The organism is Halorussus halobius (genome assembly GCF_004765805.1).
Classification (GTDB): Archaea; Halobacteriota; Halobacteria; order Halobacteriales; family Haladaptataceae; genus Halorussus; species Halorussus halobius.
In genome coordinates this window covers 64,912-82,112 of record NZ_SBIU01000008.1, presented here as the reverse complement: position 1 = coordinate 82,112, position 17,201 = coordinate 64,912, and the positions used below count along the sequence as shown (strand labels likewise).

At 67.3% G+C, this 17,201-nt stretch carries 16 protein-coding genes, 1 tRNA gene and 1 pseudogene; 12 read left to right on the top strand and 6 right to left on the bottom strand.

Translation table 11 applies throughout. From position 1 onward, the window contains the following. Positions 1-218 precede the first annotated feature (218 nt). Positions 219-539, top strand: coding sequence for a DUF5785 family protein (locus EPL03_RS18635; RefSeq protein ID WP_135830034.1), 321 nt, complete (start codon positions 219-221; stop codon positions 537-539). A 248-nt stretch (positions 540-787) separates the two neighbouring features. On the opposite strand, the pseudogene udk reads toward EPL03_RS18635, so the two are convergent. Then, a pseudogene (gene udk / locus EPL03_RS18630) lies at positions 788-1,400 on the bottom strand (uridine kinase); the annotation flags it as partial. Positions 1,401-1,797: 397 nt separating this feature from the next. After that, positions 1,798-1,992: a cold-shock protein gene (locus EPL03_RS18625; RefSeq protein ID WP_115862948.1), complete on the bottom strand. Its 195-nt coding sequence runs from the start codon at positions 1,990-1,992 to the stop codon at positions 1,798-1,800. A 277-nt stretch (positions 1,993-2,269) separates the two neighbouring features. On the opposite strand from EPL03_RS18625, the gene EPL03_RS18620 reads away from it, so the two are divergent. The 6 genes from EPL03_RS18620 (at position 2,270) to EPL03_RS18595 (ending at position 7,912) form a co-directional block, all read left to right on the top strand. Beyond that, complete coding sequence (locus EPL03_RS18620) at positions 2,270-3,028, top strand: GTP cyclohydrolase III (protein ID WP_135830033.1); 759 nt, start codon at positions 2,270-2,272, stop codon at positions 3,026-3,028. An 88-nt stretch (positions 3,029-3,116) separates the two neighbouring features. Then, the gene (locus tag EPL03_RS18615; protein ID WP_135830032.1) at positions 3,117-3,719 is read left to right on the top strand and encodes a CBS domain-containing protein; all 603 of its coding nucleotides are present in this window, start codon (positions 3,117-3,119) and stop codon (positions 3,717-3,719) included. 188 nt (positions 3,720-3,907) lie between these two features. Then, positions 3,908-5,020: a branched-chain amino acid ABC transporter permease gene (locus tag EPL03_RS18610; RefSeq protein WP_135830031.1), complete on the top strand. Its 1,113-nt coding sequence runs from the start codon at positions 3,908-3,910 to the stop codon at positions 5,018-5,020. Continuing rightward, positions 5,017-6,381 (top strand): branched-chain amino acid ABC transporter permease, encoded by a 1,365-nt coding sequence (locus tag EPL03_RS18605; RefSeq protein WP_135830030.1) that lies wholly within the window; start codon positions 5,017-5,019, stop codon positions 6,379-6,381. Before EPL03_RS18610 ends, EPL03_RS18605 begins: the two co-directional genes overlap by 4 nt. Beyond that, entirely contained in the window at positions 6,378-7,211 is an 834-nt protein-coding gene (locus EPL03_RS18600) for an ABC transporter ATP-binding protein (RefSeq protein WP_135830029.1), read from the top strand. Before EPL03_RS18605 ends, EPL03_RS18600 begins: the two co-directional genes overlap by 4 nt. Then, entirely contained in the window at positions 7,208-7,912 is a 705-nt protein-coding gene (locus EPL03_RS18595; protein WP_135830028.1) for an ABC transporter ATP-binding protein, read from the top strand. Before EPL03_RS18600 ends, EPL03_RS18595 begins: the two co-directional genes overlap by 4 nt. 22 nt (positions 7,913-7,934) lie before the next feature. On the opposite strand, the gene EPL03_RS18590 is transcribed toward EPL03_RS18595, so the two are convergent. From EPL03_RS18590 to EPL03_RS18580, 3 genes are all read right to left on the bottom strand, one after another. Beyond that, positions 7,935-8,249, bottom strand: coding sequence for a hypothetical protein (locus tag EPL03_RS18590; RefSeq protein ID WP_135830027.1), 315 nt, complete (start codon positions 8,247-8,249; stop codon positions 7,935-7,937). A gap of 65 nt (positions 8,250-8,314) precedes the next feature. Continuing rightward, positions 8,315-8,620 carry a hypothetical protein gene (locus EPL03_RS18585; protein WP_135830026.1) on the bottom strand — a complete coding sequence of 102 codons (306 nt, stop codon included), beginning with the start codon at positions 8,618-8,620 and terminating at the stop codon, positions 8,315-8,317. Between the two features lie 152 nt (positions 8,621-8,772). Beyond that, positions 8,773-10,161, bottom strand: a complete 1,389-nt coding sequence (locus EPL03_RS18580) for an ABC transporter substrate-binding protein (protein WP_135830025.1) — start codon at positions 10,159-10,161, stop codon at positions 8,773-8,775. A 221-nt stretch (positions 10,162-10,382) separates the two neighbouring features. On the opposite strand from EPL03_RS18580, the gene EPL03_RS18575 reads away from it, so the two are divergent. From EPL03_RS18575 to EPL03_RS18550, 5 genes are all read left to right on the top strand, one after another. Continuing rightward, a complete protein-coding gene (locus tag EPL03_RS18575) occupies positions 10,383-11,582 on the top strand; it encodes a phosphoglycerate kinase (protein WP_135830024.1) in 1,200 nt (399 codons plus the stop codon). Further along, positions 11,583-12,086 (top strand): GNAT family N-acetyltransferase, encoded by a 504-nt coding sequence (locus EPL03_RS18570; protein ID WP_135830023.1) that lies wholly within the window; start codon positions 11,583-11,585, stop codon positions 12,084-12,086. A 19-nt stretch (positions 12,087-12,105) separates the two neighbouring features. Continuing rightward, positions 12,106-12,179: transfer RNA gene (locus EPL03_RS18565), tRNA-Thr, on the top strand. Positions 12,180-12,736: 557 nt separating this feature from the next. Further along, on the top strand, positions 12,737-13,249 hold the full coding sequence (locus tag EPL03_RS18560) for an NUDIX hydrolase (protein ID WP_135830022.1): 513 nt from the start codon (positions 12,737-12,739) through the stop codon (positions 13,247-13,249). 1,110 nt (positions 13,250-14,359) lie between these two features. After that, positions 14,360-15,007 (top strand): helix-turn-helix domain-containing protein, encoded by a 648-nt coding sequence (locus EPL03_RS18550; RefSeq protein WP_135830021.1) that lies wholly within the window; start codon positions 14,360-14,362, stop codon positions 15,005-15,007. A gap of 134 nt (positions 15,008-15,141) precedes the next feature. Here EPL03_RS18550 and EPL03_RS18545 read toward each other — a convergent pair whose 3' ends face one another. Then, entirely contained in the window at positions 15,142-17,169 is a 2,028-nt protein-coding gene (locus EPL03_RS18545) for a DUF2070 family protein (protein WP_135830020.1), read from the bottom strand. Positions 17,170-17,201: the final 32 nt, after the last annotated feature.

The window sequence follows — 17,201 nt, the reverse complement described above, 5'->3', positions numbered from 1 at the left end:
GCTCGTCTGTCAGTTCGACCTCGAATCGAACGACCGTCCTGAACCGAGTGATACTGCCGAGGACAGCAACGAGGCCGCGAGCTGTTGCTCGAGCATATGAGACCGCAACCACGCCGCGAGCACACGGACAGCACCGCAACCGCGACCACACGCCACTGCACCGTGCTGGCCGACCGCGAGGAGAAATCCTTTTGCTCCACCCGTCCGACGCTTCGGGTATGGACTGGCCCCACGACCCAGACGGCGAGGAGGGCAGCGAAGGCGGACGCAAGTACGGCATGGCGATCCTCGCCAAGCGACTCGACGAGGACGAGGACTTCCCGCTGGCCAAACAGGAGTTCGTCGAGGAACACGCCGACGAGCCGCTGCGCATCAACTCCGGGCGCGTGGTCAGCGTCGCGGACGTCTTCGAGTACGTCGAGGGCGAGGAGTTCGAGACCATCGTCGACTTCCACAAGGCGGTAGGTGCCGGGATGCGCGCCGGCGGGTTCTGGGACTACCACCCGCAGGGCGAGTCGCCCGAGAAAAAGAGCGCCTGACCGGCGCTCCCGGCTCTTCTACGGCTCTCCGTCGTCGAGCGATTGGTCGTCTCGCGCGCGCTCGTCGACCCACGGCTCGCTGTCCTCGTCGCCCCACGCGCTCGCGTCGCCGTCCCGAGCGGGTCCGTCGCGGTCCCACCTCTCGGTTTCGGTGGCGTCACCGACGCCGGGTTCCGTGACCGCGAGGCGCTCGGCCCCCTCGTGCTCGACGCCGGCCTCGTCGAGCGTCCACCCCGAGCCCGAATCGGCGTAGGTTTCCGCGCGGACCTTCTCTTCGAGCAGGTTCACCGCGACCCTGTTCGCGCCCTCGGGGATGATGAGGTCGGCGCGCTTCTTGGTGGGCGCGACGAACTGCTCGTGCATCGGCTTGACCGTCGAGAGGTACTGGTCCATCACGCCTTCGAGGTCGCGCCCGCGCTCGACCACGTCGCGCTCGATGCGCCGGAGGATGCGCACGTCGGCGTCGGTCTCGACGTACACCTGCACGTCGAGCATCTCGTTGACGTCCTCGTCGTACAGCGCGAAGATGCCCTCCAGAACCACGACGTCGGTGGGGTCGACCGTGACGGTCTCGTCCTTGCGGTTGTGGTCGGCGAAGTCGTACTGGGGCATCTCGATGGTCCGCCCCGACAGGAGCGCGTCCATGTGCTCGCGCAGGAGTTCCCACTCGAACGCCGACGGGTGGTCGTAGTTGGCCGCCGCCCGCTGCTCGAAGTCGAGGTGGCTCAGATCCTCGTAGTAGTTGTCCATCGGGATGCGCGTCACCGAGTCCTCGACCTCGGCGGTTATCTCGCGGGCCACCGTCGTCTTCCCCGCGCCGGTCCCCCCGGCGATGCCGATGACGAACGACGGGATTGTCATTGGCAGGGTACAGGCGTGACGGGGGTTTGAATCCCCCGAAACGACCGCAGGGAGTGAGCGGCTCGCGGTCGCGTGCAGTTGCGGTGGTGTGCGGTTGCAGTGCGGTGGCGGCGCTGTGCCGTGCGGTCGCGGTTCCCCTCGGCTCAAGCAGTAGCGAGCTGCGCCTTTCCGTCGCTTCGTCCCGTTACCAATTCCCGTAACCGACGTTTCCCGCCGCCTCCAGCCACCACTACCGACCGTCACCGTCACCGTCCTTCGAGCCCCGGCAAAAGTGCCACACACAGCGCTGCGAGTTGTCGTCGAGCGCGTTCCGACTCGACGGCGGGCTCGCCGCTGGTCGGTCGTAGTGTCACGGAAAAGCGCGTTCATCCGCCGTCAGGCGGCCTGAAAGCGTTGTTTAAAGGCGCGTGAGGTTCGTCGCGCGCGGACCCTTCGGGGCCTGTTCGATGCTAAACTCTACGTCGGTTCCCTCTTCAAGGTCCGGGCCGCCGATGTCTTCCATGTGGAAGAACACGTCGTCGTCCGCGTCCTCAGTCGAGATGAATCCGTAGCCGCCAGTGTCGTTGAAGAAGTCAACGTTTCCTTCTGCCATTGCAACTCGAATGCCCGGTGTACGGATAAGACTTCCGTAATACGTTTGCCTGCGGCCGTATATTTTGGACGAATATGTCCCCTATCTCGAATTCCGACGGTCGAATGCGACTGTTCGGTCACCTACCGGGAGCGCTTCGTGGGAATCGGCGGCTACTCGCCGATTCTCGTCCGTTCCGGCAATAGTGGTGGCCCGACTGACCGCCCATTCACACTTCTGGAACTCCTATCGGAATTAGGATGGCTTATAAGGTGGCAGTGACAACCGTCGCGTAACAGTGACGAACGCCCAGGTCACCCTGATCCAGATCGACAACTACGGGCCGTGGACAGTGACGCCGGAACCGCGCCGGGAGGTCGACCTCCAGACGCTCCAGTCGCGGCTGTACGCCGACCTCTCGCAACTCGTCGGCAACCGCGAGGGGTACGTCTTCTTCACCCGGTTCGACAACATGGTCGCGGTCACGAACGGGATGGACGAGGCCGACCACGCCATGATACAGGAGTCGGTCCGCAACCGCTACCCCGTGACCGTCAGCTTCGGCGTCGGCGTCGCGCCCAGTCCGGTCGACGCGCTCTCGGCCGCGACCGACCACCTCCAGGACGCCGGGAGCGCCCAAGAGGCCGACCGGACCGAAATCCTGCGGGGCGGGACGCTCGCCGCCGACGAGCGGACCGACCACGACGTCCACCTCGCCCACTTCGACGTGAACGACGCCACCGGCAAGTACACCGACCGGCTCAACGCCTACGACTCGTTCATCCACATCGAGCAGGCGTACGCCGAACTCATGCGATATCTGCGCCGGGCCCACGACGGCCTCGCCTTCTTCGTCGGCGGGGACAACGTCATCGCGGTCTGCCCGGACCTCGACGAGGCCGCCTACCGGGACGCCATCGACCACGTCGAGCGAACCGTCGAGGTCGAGCTCAAGGTCGGGGTGGGAAGCGCGGCCACCGCCCAGCCGGCCGGGATGGCGGCCAAGCACGCGCTCGAAGCGTGTCGCGAGGACGGCCACCGGGTCGTCGTCGACTGACGGCGCGTAGCAACCTCGAAGCTACGCCCGACTCGGGCTTAAGCCTGCCGGGGATACTTTTTAGCGCGCCTGTGCCAATCTCTCGCACATGGAGGGCGAAGTGACCGTCAGGGACGTGATGACCAGGGAGTTCGTCGGCGTCAGCGAGTCGGACACCGTGTTGGGGGCGGTGAAGCTGATGGACGAGGAGGACGCCGGCTACGTCGTCGTCCTCAGGGGGAGCCAGCCGGTCGGCATCGTGACCGAGTCGGACGTGCTCGAACTGGTCGCCGACGAGCGCGACCCGGCCGACGTCGCGGTGTCGGCGGTGATGTCCGATCCGGTGGTGTCGGTCGACGTCGACCGGGCGCTCTCGGACGCCGCGGCCACGATGTCCCGCGAGGACATCCGCAGAGTCGCGGCCACCAGCGAGGGGGAACTGGTCGGCGTCCTCTCCGAGCGCGACCTCATCGCAGCGTCGGCGTCGCTGTCGGGCGCTCGGACCGCCCGCGAGGAGGCCCCCGACGACGTCGCGTTCTCGAACGCCGGCGGGACCTCGATGGGTGCGGGCAGCGCCGGCGGCGACGCCCGGGACGAGGCCGACCGATACGAGTACGCCGACCGGAGCATCTGCGAGACCTGCGGCACCCTGAGTCGGGAGCTCGCGAACGTGAACGGCCAGCTCATCTGCGCCGACTGCCGGGGTGTGTGACGGTCGCCACCACACCGCACGAACCGACCGCAGGTTTCCAGGCCGAGCGCCGCGTCCGACCCGGCCCGACCCCGCTCGCGTCCGGCGAAACGAGCGAAAGGTGTTGGATTTTATACGACGTAATATTATCGATATTGGAAACCTTATTATGGGTCCGGGGCAGGATACTGTCATGAGGAGTGTTATCAATGGGTGTATCTGAAACGTACGTGCGCGGCCGCCGGCTCGCCCGCGAACAACCGTTCGCGGTCGTGGTCGGACTGGTCGCTCTCTGGGTCGTGTGGTTCCTCCTCGACGGGTTAGCCACGGGGTCCATCGAAGTGAACGACGTGGCATCGTACGCGTGGGACGGGTTGCTTCGGGGGCTCATCGTCGGCCTCGCCGGCATCGGGCTCTCGATGACCTACAGCATCCTCAACTTCGCGAACTTCTCGCACGGCGACTACCTCACGAGCGGCGCGTTCTCGGGGTGGGCAGTGACGTACCTGCTCGCGGGGCTCGGCGAGGCCAACGTCGGCTCGCTGCTTCTGGTCGGGGCGGGCGGGTCGGTGTTCGGCGGCGCGCTGGGCATCGGCATCACCACCTCGCCGATAGCCGTCGTGGCCGGGATGGTCGTCGCGGGCGTCGCGACCGTCGCGCTGGCGCTGGTCGTCGACCGCTTCGTCTACCGACCCATCCGCGACGAGGGCGGCATCACCCTGCTCATCACGAGCGTCGGCGTGGCGTTCGCCCTCCGATACCTCATCGTGTTCGTGTTCGGCACCGACGTCCGGGGGACGACCGCGGCCGGCTCGGTCCCCCAGATGAGCGTGAACGTCGTCGACGGGGCCGTCCGCGTCAACGCCCACGACCTCACGCTGGTCGTCGTGGCGGTCGGGCTGATGGCGGGCGTCCACCTCCTGCTCCAGCGGACCAAGCTCGGCAAGGCGATGCGCGCGATGTCCGACAACGAGGACCTGGCCCGCATCACCGGCATCCCGACCGAGCAGGTCGTCCGCTACACGTGGATCATCGGCGGCGGGCTCACCGGGGTCGCGGGCTACATGTTCGTCCTCTGGAAGGGGACGCTCGGATTCAACGACGGCTGGCTGCTGCTGTTGCTCATCTTCGCGGCCGTCATCCTCGGGGGCATCGGCTCGATATACGGGGCCATCGGCGGGGGCATCATCATCGGGATGACCGCCTCGATGTCCGTGATATGGATTCCCTCCGAGTTCGGCCGGGCCGCCGCGTTCCTCGTGATGATCGTGATACTGCTGTTCAAACCGCAGGGCATCTTCAGCGGGAGGACGACCGCATGAGCGCGAGCGACCTCACCGACCGGCTGGGCTCGCTGTCGGACAGCGACCTCGGACTCGTGCTGGTCGTGTTCGGCGCGCTCTACCTCGCGTACGCCCTCGCGGGCGTCATCTTCGGCTTCGCCTTCCGGGGCGTCGTCAACTCGCTGGCCAACCTCACGTTCTACGTCGGGGTGTTCGCCATGCTGGCGCTCGCGCTCAACCTTCACTGGGGGTACACCGGGCTGTTCAACATCGGCATCGTCGGGTTCATGGGCATCGGCGTCTACGTGACCGCGATCGTCGCCAAGCCGCCGGTCGCGCAGGGCGGCGCGGCGCAGGTCGGGGGCTTCGGCCTCCCGCTGGGCGTCGGCGTCGTCGCCGGCGTGCTCGCGGCGGCGCTGTTCGGGTTGTTGGTCGCGCTCCCGGCGCTGCGGTTGCGCGCTGACTACCTCGCCATCGTCACCATCGCGTTCTCGGAGATCGTGCGGTTCTCGCTGATGTCCCGGACGCTGCAGTCGTTCGAGGTCCCGGACACGGTGCTGGGCGTCGACCTCGCGGCCGACACCGTCGGACTCGGCGGCGGCGGCGGGCTCATCCTCAACTATACGTCCCCGCTGGAGGCCCTGCTCAGGACGCTGTTGCTCTGGGACCCGTACCTCGGGTTCGTAAACTTCGTCGGGAACAACTTCATCCCCAGCAACCCCAAGCCGGTCGTCGACAGCATGGCGTACGGGCTCCTGTTGCTCGCGGTCGTCGGCCTGTTCTACTGGCTGCTCAAGTGGACGGGCGAGTCGCCGTTCGGCCGGGTGCTCAAGGCAATCCGCGAGGACGAGGACGTCGCCAACGCCCTGGGCAAGGACACCAACCGGTTCAAGCTGATATCGTTCGTCCTCGGCTGCGCGCTGATGGGGCTGGGCGGCATCCTCTGGTACGCGGGCCGGGGGAGCATCACGCCGCCGTCGTTCCGACCCAACATCACGTTCTACATCTGGATCGCGCTCATCATCGGCGGCGCGGGCTCGAACACCGGGAGCGTGCTGGGCGGCGCGCTGTTCGCCGGTGCGCTGTACGAGGGGCCCCGGCTCGTCAAGAACCTCGTCGAGGCGGCGTTCGATCTCGGCGAGGGGCCGGGCACCTTCGGGCAGGCGATGGCCGCGATGGGGTCGTTCGACCCGGTTCCGTTCGTCATCTACACGCTCAACAGCATCAGCCAGCTCCGGCTGGTCATCATGGGGCTGGTGCTCATCTGGCTGATGCACAACCGGCCCGAGGGGCTGCTCGGCCACCGCAAGGAGACGGCCGCCAGCATCGACCTCTCGCGCCCGGCCGGCTCCGAGCCGTCGGGCGACGCGGCCGCCGCCGACGGGGGTGAACAGCAATGAGCGAGACCGACGAACCGGCCGACGACGCCGCGATTCCGGTTCAGAGCGTCGACCTCGACAGCGACGTGCCCCTCGAAGTCGAGGGGCTTCGGAAGACGTTCGGCGGCATCACGGCGGTCGACGACGTCAGCTTCGGCGTGGAGAAGGGGTCGCTCACCGGCCTCATCGGCCCGAACGGCGCGGGCAAGTCCACGACGTTCAACCTCATCACGGGGATGCACGAGCCCGACTCGGGCGCGGTTCGGTTCAACGGGGAGGACGTCACCGGACTCCCGCCCCACGAGATCGCCACCCGCGGGCTGGCCCGGACGTTCCAGATCGCCCGCGAGCTGGAGGAGATGACCGTGCTGGAGAACATGATGCTCGCGCCGAAGGGCCAGATGGGCGAGTCGCTGTGGCGGTCGGTCACGCCCGGCCTCCGCAACGACGTCCAGCGCCAGGAGACCGAACAGCTCGAACGCGTGTGGGACGTGCTCGATTTCTTCGAGATCGACCACCTCGCCGAGGAGTACGCGGGCAACCTCTCGGGGGGCCAGCGCAAGCTGCTGGAGATGGCGCGCGCGCTGTTGACCGACCCGGACGTACTCCTGCTCGACGAGCCGTTCGCCGGGGTCAACCCCTCGCTGGAGAAGCGACTGCTCGAACACGTCCACGACCTCCGCGAGGAGGGCTACACCTTCCTCATCGTCGAACACGACATGGACCTCATCATGGAGAACTGCGAGCGAGTCATCGTCATGCATCAGGGCCGGATTCTGAAGGACGGCACGCCGACCGAGGTCAAGCAGAGCGAGGACGTCATCGAGGCGTACCTCGGAGGTGAAGTATGAGTTTGCTGGACGTCGAGAGCCTCGACGCGGGCTACGGCGACCTCCAGATACTCACGGACGTCGACCTCGACGTCGAGGACGGCGAGTACGTCACCATCGTCGGCCCGAACGGCGCGGGCAAGTCGACCGTGATGAAGTCGGTGTTCGGGCTCACCACTTACATGGGCGGGACGGTGACGTTCGCGGGCGAGGACATCACCGACACTCGACCCGAGGACGTCATCCACAAGGGACTGGGCTACGTTCCCCAGAGCGACAACGTGTTCGCCGAACTCGACGTCGAGGAGAACCTCGAGATGGGCGCGTACATCCTCGACGAGGTGCCCGAGGACGCGCTCCGGGAGGTGTACGACCGGTTCCCGATTCTGGAGGAGCGCACGGGCCAGAAGGCCGGCACCATGTCGGGGGGCCAACAGCAGATGCTCGCGATGGGCCGGGCGCTGATGCTCGACCCCGACCTGCTGTTGCTCGACGAGCCCTCGGCGGGGCTCGCGCCCGACCTGGTCGACGAGATGTTCGACAAGATAGACGAGATCAACGACACCGGGACCTCCATCCTGATGGTCGAGCAGAACGCCAAGGAGGCCCTGCGGCGCTGTGACCGGGGCTACGTGCTGGCGAACGGCCAGAACCGGTACGTCGACGAGGGGACGAAGCTGTTGAACGACGAAGAGGTCCGCCAGCAGTTCCTCGGCGGGTAGGTCCGGGCGCGACCGTCCCCCGTCACGACCGGACCAATCGCAGGAACCGCTTCCCGTCGCTCGGCGTTCCGGCGTACGGTCCCCGCGAGTACGTCTTCGGTACGACGGTCCGGTACAGCCTGTAGCTCTCGCCGACGAGGAGATTTGCGACCACCCAGAACGACGGGCCGTCGACGCCGCCGAGGAGTACGACGCCGAGTACGCCGATGGTGAGCCGGGCGCGTCCGCCCGCGAACAGAACCGGGAGCGCGTATCCCAGTTCGTGAGCCAACAGGAGGCCGAACGTTCCGACCGGAATCAGACAGTAAACCGCCACGCTCGCCAGCCAGATCGACATAGTCTCTCGTCACTCCCTCGATAGCTTGTCTTTTTCGACCGTCCGACAGTCGTCGGACCGACGATTCACGCGTCGAGGTGGGTCGAAACGTACCACTCCACGACCGCCAGCAGTTCCGCCTTGTCGCCGTAGTCGTTCAACGGGCGGTCCAGCAGTTCCGCTTCGGAGAGGTTCCCGACGCTCGCTGGCAGTTCTGGGTCGGCGTCCCGGTCCGCGACGTTCTCGGCGGCGATTGACTTCCACATCATGGCTTTCTGCTGGGGCGGTTCGTCGACGTCCCGAACCGTGACGTTCCCGACCTCGCGCAGCGACATCGCGCCGAACTCCGGCGACAGGTCGGGGAGTTCCTCGGCGTCTCGTGGCTGTACCATGGTACCTGCTGGTTCGTACGCGTTGAAAAACGTACCGTCCGTTGATACCTCGGGACGCGTATCGGTCGGTCGTCCCCGACGACGCCGAACCCGGGGCTGCCGAGAAACGACGCCACCGACTCCGAAAGAAAAGTCCGTCGTGGAGGCTCCGACTATCCGCCGCTGCCCAGCGCCTGCTCGATGACCGACGTGTACGACGACTCGCCGATGTTGAAGCTTATCTGGTCGTACACCTCGCCGCCGAACTCGTCCTCGAATACGCTGGTGAACCGCTCGGAGAGCTGCTGGCCGTAGTCGTTGTTCACGTACAGCGTCGCGGCCGAGGAGGCATCGAGCCGCTCGGACCCGACCTGCGCCATGACCCGGCCCTGCAACTGGTCGCTGGGCGCGGTCCGGAAGATGTAGTCGTCGTCCTCGAGGTTCGTGACCGACAGCGCCGTGCTGGACGGCGAGCAGCCGACGACCTCGTTCGGGATGAACACTTCCTGGGACACCGGGACGTTCACGCCCGAGGACGCCGACCCGCAGACGGCGGGCACGCCCGCACTGATCAGCGACTCGGCCGCGCTGACCCCCTGGTCGGGCGAGGTGTTGGTGTCCTCGTACTGGGCGTTGACCGTCAGGTCGAGGTCCGAGTCGTTTATCTGCTGGGGCGGTAGCTCGGCCGCGTTTATCATCGGACCGCCGACCGACGCGAGGTCGCCCGTCTCGGGCAGGAGGATGCCGACGCTGACCTCCCGACCGAGGCCGCCCGGCGACTCGTCGGCGCTCGGCCCCGCGCCGTCGGGGTTCTCGCCCTCGAAGCTCTGGGTCTCCTGGACGGTGACCGACTCGGACTCGACGCCCTCGAACTCCCAGATGGAGTAGGCCGCCGAGGCCGGGTCGCCCGCCTCGTTGAAGTTCGTCGCGCTCGACGCGCCCTGGTAGTTGATGTTCTCGCCGTTCGCGACCGCCTCGGCGGCGGCCACGAACTCGCCGGGGCCGTACTGCTCGCCGTCGGGGTTGGCGATGCGGCGCAACTGGTCCCTGATGGCGGTCCCGCTGTTCTCGCCCGCAGCGATGTTGGCGAGCGTGAGGAGCGCGACCGAGTCGTACGACTGGGAGGTGAACACGCCGGGGCTCTCGCCGTACTCGTCCTGATAGAGCTGGTTGAAGGCTTCCTGGTTCGGGCCGCCCGCAGCGGGCGCGGTCCCGGTGACGTTGGCCATGTCGTTGCCGACCTGTCCCGGCATCGCGCCGTCCTGCAGGCCGTCGGGGACGAGGATGTCCTCGGAACCGTCCGAGATGCTGTAGTAGTCCCGGAACAGCTGGATGCCGCTCTCGGGATAGCCGATGATGGTCAGCAGGTCCGGCCCGTCGCCCTGATTGCCGCCGTCTCCGCCGCCACCGTCTCCGCCGCCACCGTCCCCACCGCCGCCACCACCGTCGTCGCCGCCCTCGTCGCCGTCGTCGCCGCCGCCGCCGACACAGCCGGCCACTCCGACCGTGCCAGCAACGCCAACGCCCTTGAGCACGTCACGCCTTCTCGTGTGGTATGACATATCTGCCCATATAATCTCCTCTGTTATAAGTATATCCTTGACGGTAGAGCTACGGATGGGATAATTCACCACCCGTCGTCGAGTTGGGATTTGGGCCGCGAGCGGAGCGAGTATCCGACTCGGCGCCCACGACCGCCGTTTGATAGATATTCACTCGGGGCCGAGTTTTATTTGGTAGCTATCCCGACACATATATGCGTCCAGCCGTCGCACGAACCCGTATGCCGATACAGACCCTGGACGACCTCGCCGTCCAAGGGACCACGCTCGGAGTGCGTATCGACATCAACAGCCCGCTCGACGACGCCGGCGGTCTCGCGGACGACGCACGCCTCCGCGCCCACGTCGCGACCCTCTCGGAACTGTTGGAGCGGGGCGGTCGCGTCGCCGTCCTCGCCCACCAGGGCCGGCCCGGCGGCGAGGAGTTCAGGGACCTCCGGCCCCACGCCGACCAACTCGACGACTTCCTCGACGCGCCCGTCGACTACGCCGACGCCACGTTCTCGGCCGACGCCCGCCGCGCGGTCGAGAACCTGAGCGACGGCGAGGCGGTCGTGCTGGAGAACACCCGCTTTTACAGCGAGGAGTACATGGAGTTTTCCGCCGAGCGCGCGGGCGAGACCGAACTCGTCGACAAGCTCGTCCCGGTGCTCGACGCCTACGTCAACGACGCCTTCGCGGCCGCCCACCGCTCCCAGCCCTCGCTGGTGGGCTTTCCGGCCCGGATTCCCGGCTACGCGGGCCGCGTGATGGAGGCCGAGATAGACGTCCTCGGCGACATGGAGAGTACGCCCGAACCCCGGACGTACGTCGTCGGGGGCGCGAAGGTCCCAGACTCGCTGGCCGTCGTCGAGAGCGTGCTCGACCGAGGCGTGGCCGACCGGGTGCTGACGACCGGCGTGGTCGCGAACGTGTTTTTGCTGGCCGACGGGGTGGACCTGGGCGACGCCAGCGCCGACTTCGTCTACGACAACGGCTACTGGGACGAAATCGACCGCGCGGCCGACCTGCTCGACGAGTACGGCGACCGCGTCCGCCTCCCCGAGGACGTGGCGGTCGAGCGCGACGGCGACCGCCACGAACTCGCGCTCGCCGACCTGCCCCCGAAGGAGGGCGAAGCCGTGATGGACGTTGGGTCGGCGACCGTCGCGGCCTACGCCGCGGTCATCCGCGACTCGGGGACGGTCGTCCTCAACGGCCCGGCGGGCGTCTTCGAGGACGAGACGTTCGCGGACGGCACGCACGACCTCTTCTCGGTCGCGACCGAGGCCGACTACAGCGTGGTCGGCGGCGGGGACACGGCCGCCGCCATCCGACGGTTCGGCATCGAGGGGTTCGACCACGTCAGCACGGGCGGGGGCGCGGCGCTCAACATGCTCACGGGCGAGGACCTGCCGGCCGTGGAGGCGCTCCGGGACTGAATGGTCGCCGTCGAGCCCGGCCGCGTCGGGGACGCCGACGGGGTAGCCGACCTGTGGGTCGCCCTCGCCGCCGACCAGCGCCGGTACGGTTCGCACCTGCTGGCGGACGAGAACCGCGAGGTCGTCCGGGAGGCGTTCGCGCGCGACGCGGTCGCCGGCGAACTCCTCGTGGCCCGCGCGCCGCCGGCGAACGACGACCAGTCGAACGGGGGCATCGTTGGCTTCGCCACGTTCGGCGTCGAGTCCGGGCGCTACGACACCGACGCGGTCCGGGGCGTCGTCGAGAACGTGTTCGTCGTTCCCGACCGTCGCGGGGAGGAGGTCGGGGCGGACCTGCTCGCGGCGGCCGAGTGCCGCCTCGCGGACGCCGGGGTCGACGTGGTGGCGCTGGAGGCGATGGCCGACAACGAGGCCGCCCGGCGGTTCTACCGGCGCCACGGCTACAGTCCACACCGCGTGAAGCTGGAAAAATCGGTCGAAAGCGATACGCTCACAAAGGAGTAGCGAGAACGTCGCGCCACGCGCCAGGGGAGCTTGGGCGGTCCAAGCACCCGACTTGTAATCGGGAGTTCGTGGGTTCGAATCCCACCCCTGGCTTACAGCCGAAGCCGGACACTCAAGCGCTCCCTTACCGAGTATCGGTAACAGAGTACAAATACTGAACCCCCTGACGACACGCCGAGACGAATTCGTTGAACGGGAGACCCCCGCGTTTCCGTCTGGAGCAGACGTCGACGCCGCCCCAAGTCCAACTGGTCTCGGAGAACGCCGTCCAGGACGGTCAGAGAACAGTGAGAGACTGCTCCACGGTGACGATGGCTACGACGAGGCTCGAACGGTGCCACTGCAACCAACTACCGTCATTCCATCCCACGAAATGCATGGAGTCGATACACTCCCGGCAGACCGCTCCGGTGGAGCAACAGGGGAATCCACCGACGAGACACTCGGTAACTATACGTGCCGAGGGTCCAACCGAACGGGCTAACTCCGCGTTCATCCTCGCGGATGGCGCTCCACAGACCGGTTGATGCGTATCCTACCGAAGGTTCTGCCGTGAACGCGACACTGGCCGGTGCCCAGTTCAGATAATATACGAGATACACGCGGGTAGGATAGCAAAAGCTTTCAAATTAATTTGAATTCCCTCTAGTATGGTCGTTGCTGACCCCCGTCAACAGTATGATGACCTCTTTGAGAAGTGCATCGAGGAGGAGGTCGATGAGGAGACATTCGGAGCGCTCGAAGAGAACGAAGCATTCAGCGCTGGGTGGGCTGTCTCGGCGGTCGTGGTCGACGATAGTGAGCGAGTCCTCTTGGCCTATCACGGCGGCGATGGTTCGTGGCTCCTTCCCGGTGGGAGTGTTCAACCCGGGGAATCGCTCCGGGACGCTACCGTCAGGGAGGTCCGTGAGGAAACTGGCGTTTCGGTGAAGCCCGACCGACCCTACGCCGTCGTGGAAAATATCGTTCAGCACGGGGAGGATTCGCGCTCTTTTACGTTTGTTTTGTTTTCAGCCCACGCAATCACAACAGAGATCGGGAGCGAATTGGGGACGCCCGACGAGCCGATCGAGGACGCGGATTGGTTTGACGACCTTCCCGACAACGTTTTTAAGCGGGAAATAGCAGAACGGGTCCTCGAGCGAGTACGGCAAGGAGAGTAACGGTCTCTCCCTGTCATCGCGGTGCCTACGTACTATTGACTGTACAAGACGTTTGCCGAAGCGACTCGATATTTATTGAACTCGGTCCAGTAATATAGACAGCTACCATCCTCCTTCGCTATCCAGTTAGGGCGGTTCGAGAAGTGAGCGGGTCGTTCGGTTGGTTGGAACGAGGTTCGCAGACCTGCTTAGAGGACGTTAGACGCGGCCACTCTTGAGCTGGCGACGCGAGCGGACGGCGACACCTGTTCGGACATCGCCGTCCACCTCTACGCTGTGGCTGTTCGCTCGGAGAAACAGCGCGATTCTCGGACTTCTCGGCGTCGAACGGACGCACAGAGCGATTTGGAACTGAGTGCATCGGCTGGCTGACAGCGTGGGCGACCCATCAGTGGCGCGGCAGTCGACGGCATCCGCGTCCGTCGACCTGGACAGGAGAGTGTGGTTATTCAATCGTCTCCCCACCAGACGGTCGCTTCCGTCCTGCAGGACGACTGCCGGTCTCACGATTCCTCGGCGGCCGAATCGTACGACGGCCCAGCGACCCGGCCGCCACGAGCAGCTCGGGGTCGCGTCCACGCCGGCCGGGGGTCCGCGACCGGGTGGATGGTGCAGTCGGCGGGCGAACCTCGCGCGTCCAGCGGAACTCGCCCGCTCGGGTGGTTTGCCGGCGCTCGACCGCGAGGAGCCGCCGGCGGACGGCCGCTGTCTTTTTGCGTCTGCCGTGACTCTCACCTCCCATGGCCCTCTCCGAGGAAGAGCGCGAACGCATCGCCCGGTTCGTCTCGACGCCGCGCTACGAGCGCACGCCCGACCAGCTGCGCCCGGAGACCGACGACGGCTGAGGTTCGCCACGGCGTGACCGGCCGAGTCCCGTCTCGCTTCCGGCCTGCGTCGCTCCGACGAACGCACCACAAGACCTATTACGTACCTCCGGTGTCGATGAATTACCGCGGGTAGGGGTACCTTGCGGTGTTCTTTCGGCCGCGACGGGTGCCGACCGCGCTATCGACGCCCAGTCGCACGTCTCGTCGATGAATCGTCGGCTCGCGCCCGGAACGGGTTCAACTAAATCGTGCAATTGATGTCTGTCCTCGTCGAGCGTCCGCCGTGAGCATCCTCACCGCGTTCGACGTTCCGGCGGCCGACTTCCTGCTCGACCGGACGCTCGGGGCCGTTCCGGAGATGCGGGTCGAGATCGAACGGGTCGCCGTCGAGGACGAAGAGGTGACTCCGTACTTCTGGGGGGCGGGCGGCGACTTCGAGGCGTTCGAGGCGGCGCTGGACGACGACCCGACGGTCGACGACGTCGTCACCGTCGAGGGCCACGACGACGAGCGCCTCTACCGAGTGACGTGGGCGCGCGACGCCAGAAGCATCGTCTACGCCGTCTCGGAGTCGGAGGCGACCATCCTCCAGGCGACCAGCGAGGACGGCGACTGGTTCGTCGAGATTCTGTTCCCGGACGAGGCGGCGCTCTCGTCGTTCCAGGACCACGCGGCGACCCACGACCTCTCGTTCGAGCTCCGCCGGCTCCACGGCGCGACCCACTCCGAGGCGTTCGGTCGGTACGGCGTGACCGACGAGCAGCGCGAGGCGCTCGTGACCGCCTACGAGCGGGGGTACTTCGAGGTTCCCGGGGCGATATCGCTCGGCGAACTGGCCGACGAACTCGACATCTCGGCGAACGCCGCGTCGGCGCGACTCCACCGGGGGTACGCCAACCTCGTCCGGAGCACGCTGATACACGACGAGTGATCGCGCTCGAACCTCGCGACCGGTCCCATGGCATCCAGAGGTGGCCGGGGCGACGCACCGGCGACCCAGCCACCGAACCCCGGACGTCGACCGCCGCGCGCCGGCGGGTCGGTCCCTGGTCGCCGTCGGCCGCGCTACGCCCCCGCGAGCAGGAAGATGAGGAAGCTGATGACCATCGCGGCCAGCACGACGACCGCCGCCAGCGCCGCGCCCATCGAGATGACGGCGTTGGCGTGGCTCGCGAGCGTCTCCGTCCGGTCGTTGCCGAACACCGTCACCTCGGCGCGCTCGCTCGCCATGCCGGCCTCGACCGGCTCGAGGTCCGCGGTCGCCTCCGCGACCAGTCGGTCGACCAGCGCAACGAGCTCGTCGTCGTCGATGGACTCGCCCACCTGATTCGACGCCTCGACCTGGTTCACGACGTGGGTGTCGGTGGTCATCACTTCGGCCGCGTCGGCGGTCGGGGGCCGCGCGCCGTCGGCGCGAGGGGTCGGCTCCGCGGCGGCCGGTTCGGACGACTCGGCCGGCGGGTCCGTCGCCCCGGCGGTCGAGTCGGCGTCGTCGGTGAGCCGCGCCACGATGCGGTCCCGAAGCCCGGGCTCCATGTTGTTGCCGTCGACCAGCACGTAGGCGGTGCGGTGGTCGCCGACGTCGAGGACCGCGACTCGGACCCCGAGCGGGCCGATGCCGTCGCGGGGTTCCCAGTCGGTCTCGTCCCACGCGACCCCGAGCCGGAGGGGCCCGCAGTCGGCGTCCGCGAGTCGGTCGCCCGCCGCGCCCGCCGCCCGCATCATCTCGAACGACCGTTCGCTGCCGGGGTGGACGTGGCCGAGGTCGGGACCGTCGAGCCCGTCGTTGCAGTTGTGGGCGTCCACGAGCATCACGTCATCGACGCCGGCCGACCGGGCCTCGGCGGCCGCCGACAGCCCGACCGCGTACGAGACGTCGTCGGTGCAGACCGGCGAGAACGTCCCCACCAGCAGCGCGTCGTCCCCGAACCCCTGCCCGACGACCTTGGCGTCGCCCTCCTGGACCCGGACGCTCGGCGTCGCAGTGTCGTGGTACTCGATGTTCCCGTGGGCCTCGCGGGCGGTCTCGATGAGGGCGTCGACCTCGCGCTCGGTGACGAGGTTGAAGTCGTGGCCGGCGGTCGCGTGGGGCGGGAACGCCAGCCCGTCGGCCTCCAGCGCCACGCGCTCGGGCAGGTTGCCGCCGCCGATCTCCCCCATCGGGCCGGGGTGTATCATCGGCAGGACGAACCGGGCCTTCTCGCGGTCGTCGGAGCCTTCGGCGGCCGACGCGCCGTCGGCGTTCCCGTCGGCCGACGCGTCCTCGTCCGGCCGGCGGAACGACAGCACCGTGACCGGGACGACCGCCTCCTCGCCGATGGTCTCGAAGAAGTCCTCCAGTTCGCGGGTGCCCTCGGCGATGTGACCGATGAAGCCGCTGACGAAGTCGAGTACGCTCACGTCGAGGCTGCGCTTCCACGGCCGGTCGATGAACGCGACGAACGCCCACACCGCCACGCCGTAGATGACGCACATGATGCCCAGCAGCGCGAAGTCGACGGGGACGATGACGCCGAGTTCGGGCGGTGCCTCGTCCGAGCGCATGAGCAGGATGTCGATCACCGGGCCGCCGCCGAGTTCGAGGTAGCGCAACGTCCCGCTGTAGATGAAAAACAGCAGGGCGGCCGTGGCGGTCTGGACGCTGGCCGGAATCGCGGCGACGACGACCGACGTGCCCGACACCGCCATCACTATCAGCAGTCGGAGCGCGAACACCGACGCCAGCCCCACGATGAGTGCGTCGAAGACGAACCCCTGACCCAGTCCGGGCACGAAGTGGGCAACGGCTCCCGTTCCCGCCATGATGGCGACGATGAGCACCTCGCAGGTCAGCGCCAGCAGCGACGACCGGTTGTAGGTCAACTGCCCGCCGAGTTCCCGGTCGACGGGCGTGGTCACCAAGCTGGCGACGACGGTCGGCACGCCGATGAAGAACACCCCCTGCCACGCGTCCTCGAGGACGAACCGCGAGTCGAACGCCCCCACGCCCGCGACGCCGGCCACGAGCAGCGCGAACGCCACGCTGGCGTACCACCGCGGCGCGCGGAAGACGTACCGCGACAGGCTGGCGAGGTCGCCCTGCGTCGCTGTCATGTCGAGGAAGTACGAGGGCGCACGCTTAAAAG

Coding starts and splice junctions, on each gene's coding strand:
- EPL03_RS18570 (WP_135830023.1), top strand. CDS start 11,583: ATGGTCGCCGTCGAGCCCGGCCGCGTCGGGGACGCCGACGGGGTAGCC.
- EPL03_RS18625 (WP_115862948.1), bottom strand. CDS start 1,992: ATGGCAGAAGGAAACGTTGACTTCTTCAACGACACTGGCGGCTACGGA.
- EPL03_RS18595 (WP_135830028.1), top strand. CDS start 7,208: ATGAGTTTGCTGGACGTCGAGAGCCTCGACGCGGGCTACGGCGACCTC.
- EPL03_RS18600 (WP_135830029.1), top strand. CDS start 6,378: ATGAGCGAGACCGACGAACCGGCCGACGACGCCGCGATTCCGGTTCAG.
- EPL03_RS18610 (WP_135830031.1), top strand. CDS start 3,908: ATGGGTGTATCTGAAACGTACGTGCGCGGCCGCCGGCTCGCCCGCGAA.
- EPL03_RS18575 (WP_135830024.1), top strand. CDS start 10,383: ATGCCGATACAGACCCTGGACGACCTCGCCGTCCAAGGGACCACGCTC.
- EPL03_RS18580 (WP_135830025.1), bottom strand. CDS start 10,161: ATGTCATACCACACGAGAAGGCGTGACGTGCTCAAGGGCGTTGGCGTT.
- EPL03_RS18560 (WP_135830022.1), top strand. CDS start 12,737: ATGGTCGTTGCTGACCCCCGTCAACAGTATGATGACCTCTTTGAGAAG.
- EPL03_RS18605 (WP_135830030.1), top strand. CDS start 5,017: ATGAGCGCGAGCGACCTCACCGACCGGCTGGGCTCGCTGTCGGACAGC.
- EPL03_RS18615 (WP_135830032.1), top strand. CDS start 3,117: ATGGAGGGCGAAGTGACCGTCAGGGACGTGATGACCAGGGAGTTCGTC.
- EPL03_RS18545 (WP_135830020.1), bottom strand. CDS start 17,169: ATGACAGCGACGCAGGGCGACCTCGCCAGCCTGTCGCGGTACGTCTTC.
- EPL03_RS18585 (WP_135830026.1), bottom strand. CDS start 8,620: ATGGTACAGCCACGAGACGCCGAGGAACTCCCCGACCTGTCGCCGGAG.
- EPL03_RS18590 (WP_135830027.1), bottom strand. CDS start 8,249: ATGTCGATCTGGCTGGCGAGCGTGGCGGTTTACTGTCTGATTCCGGTC.
- EPL03_RS18635 (WP_135830034.1), top strand. CDS start 219: ATGGACTGGCCCCACGACCCAGACGGCGAGGAGGGCAGCGAAGGCGGA.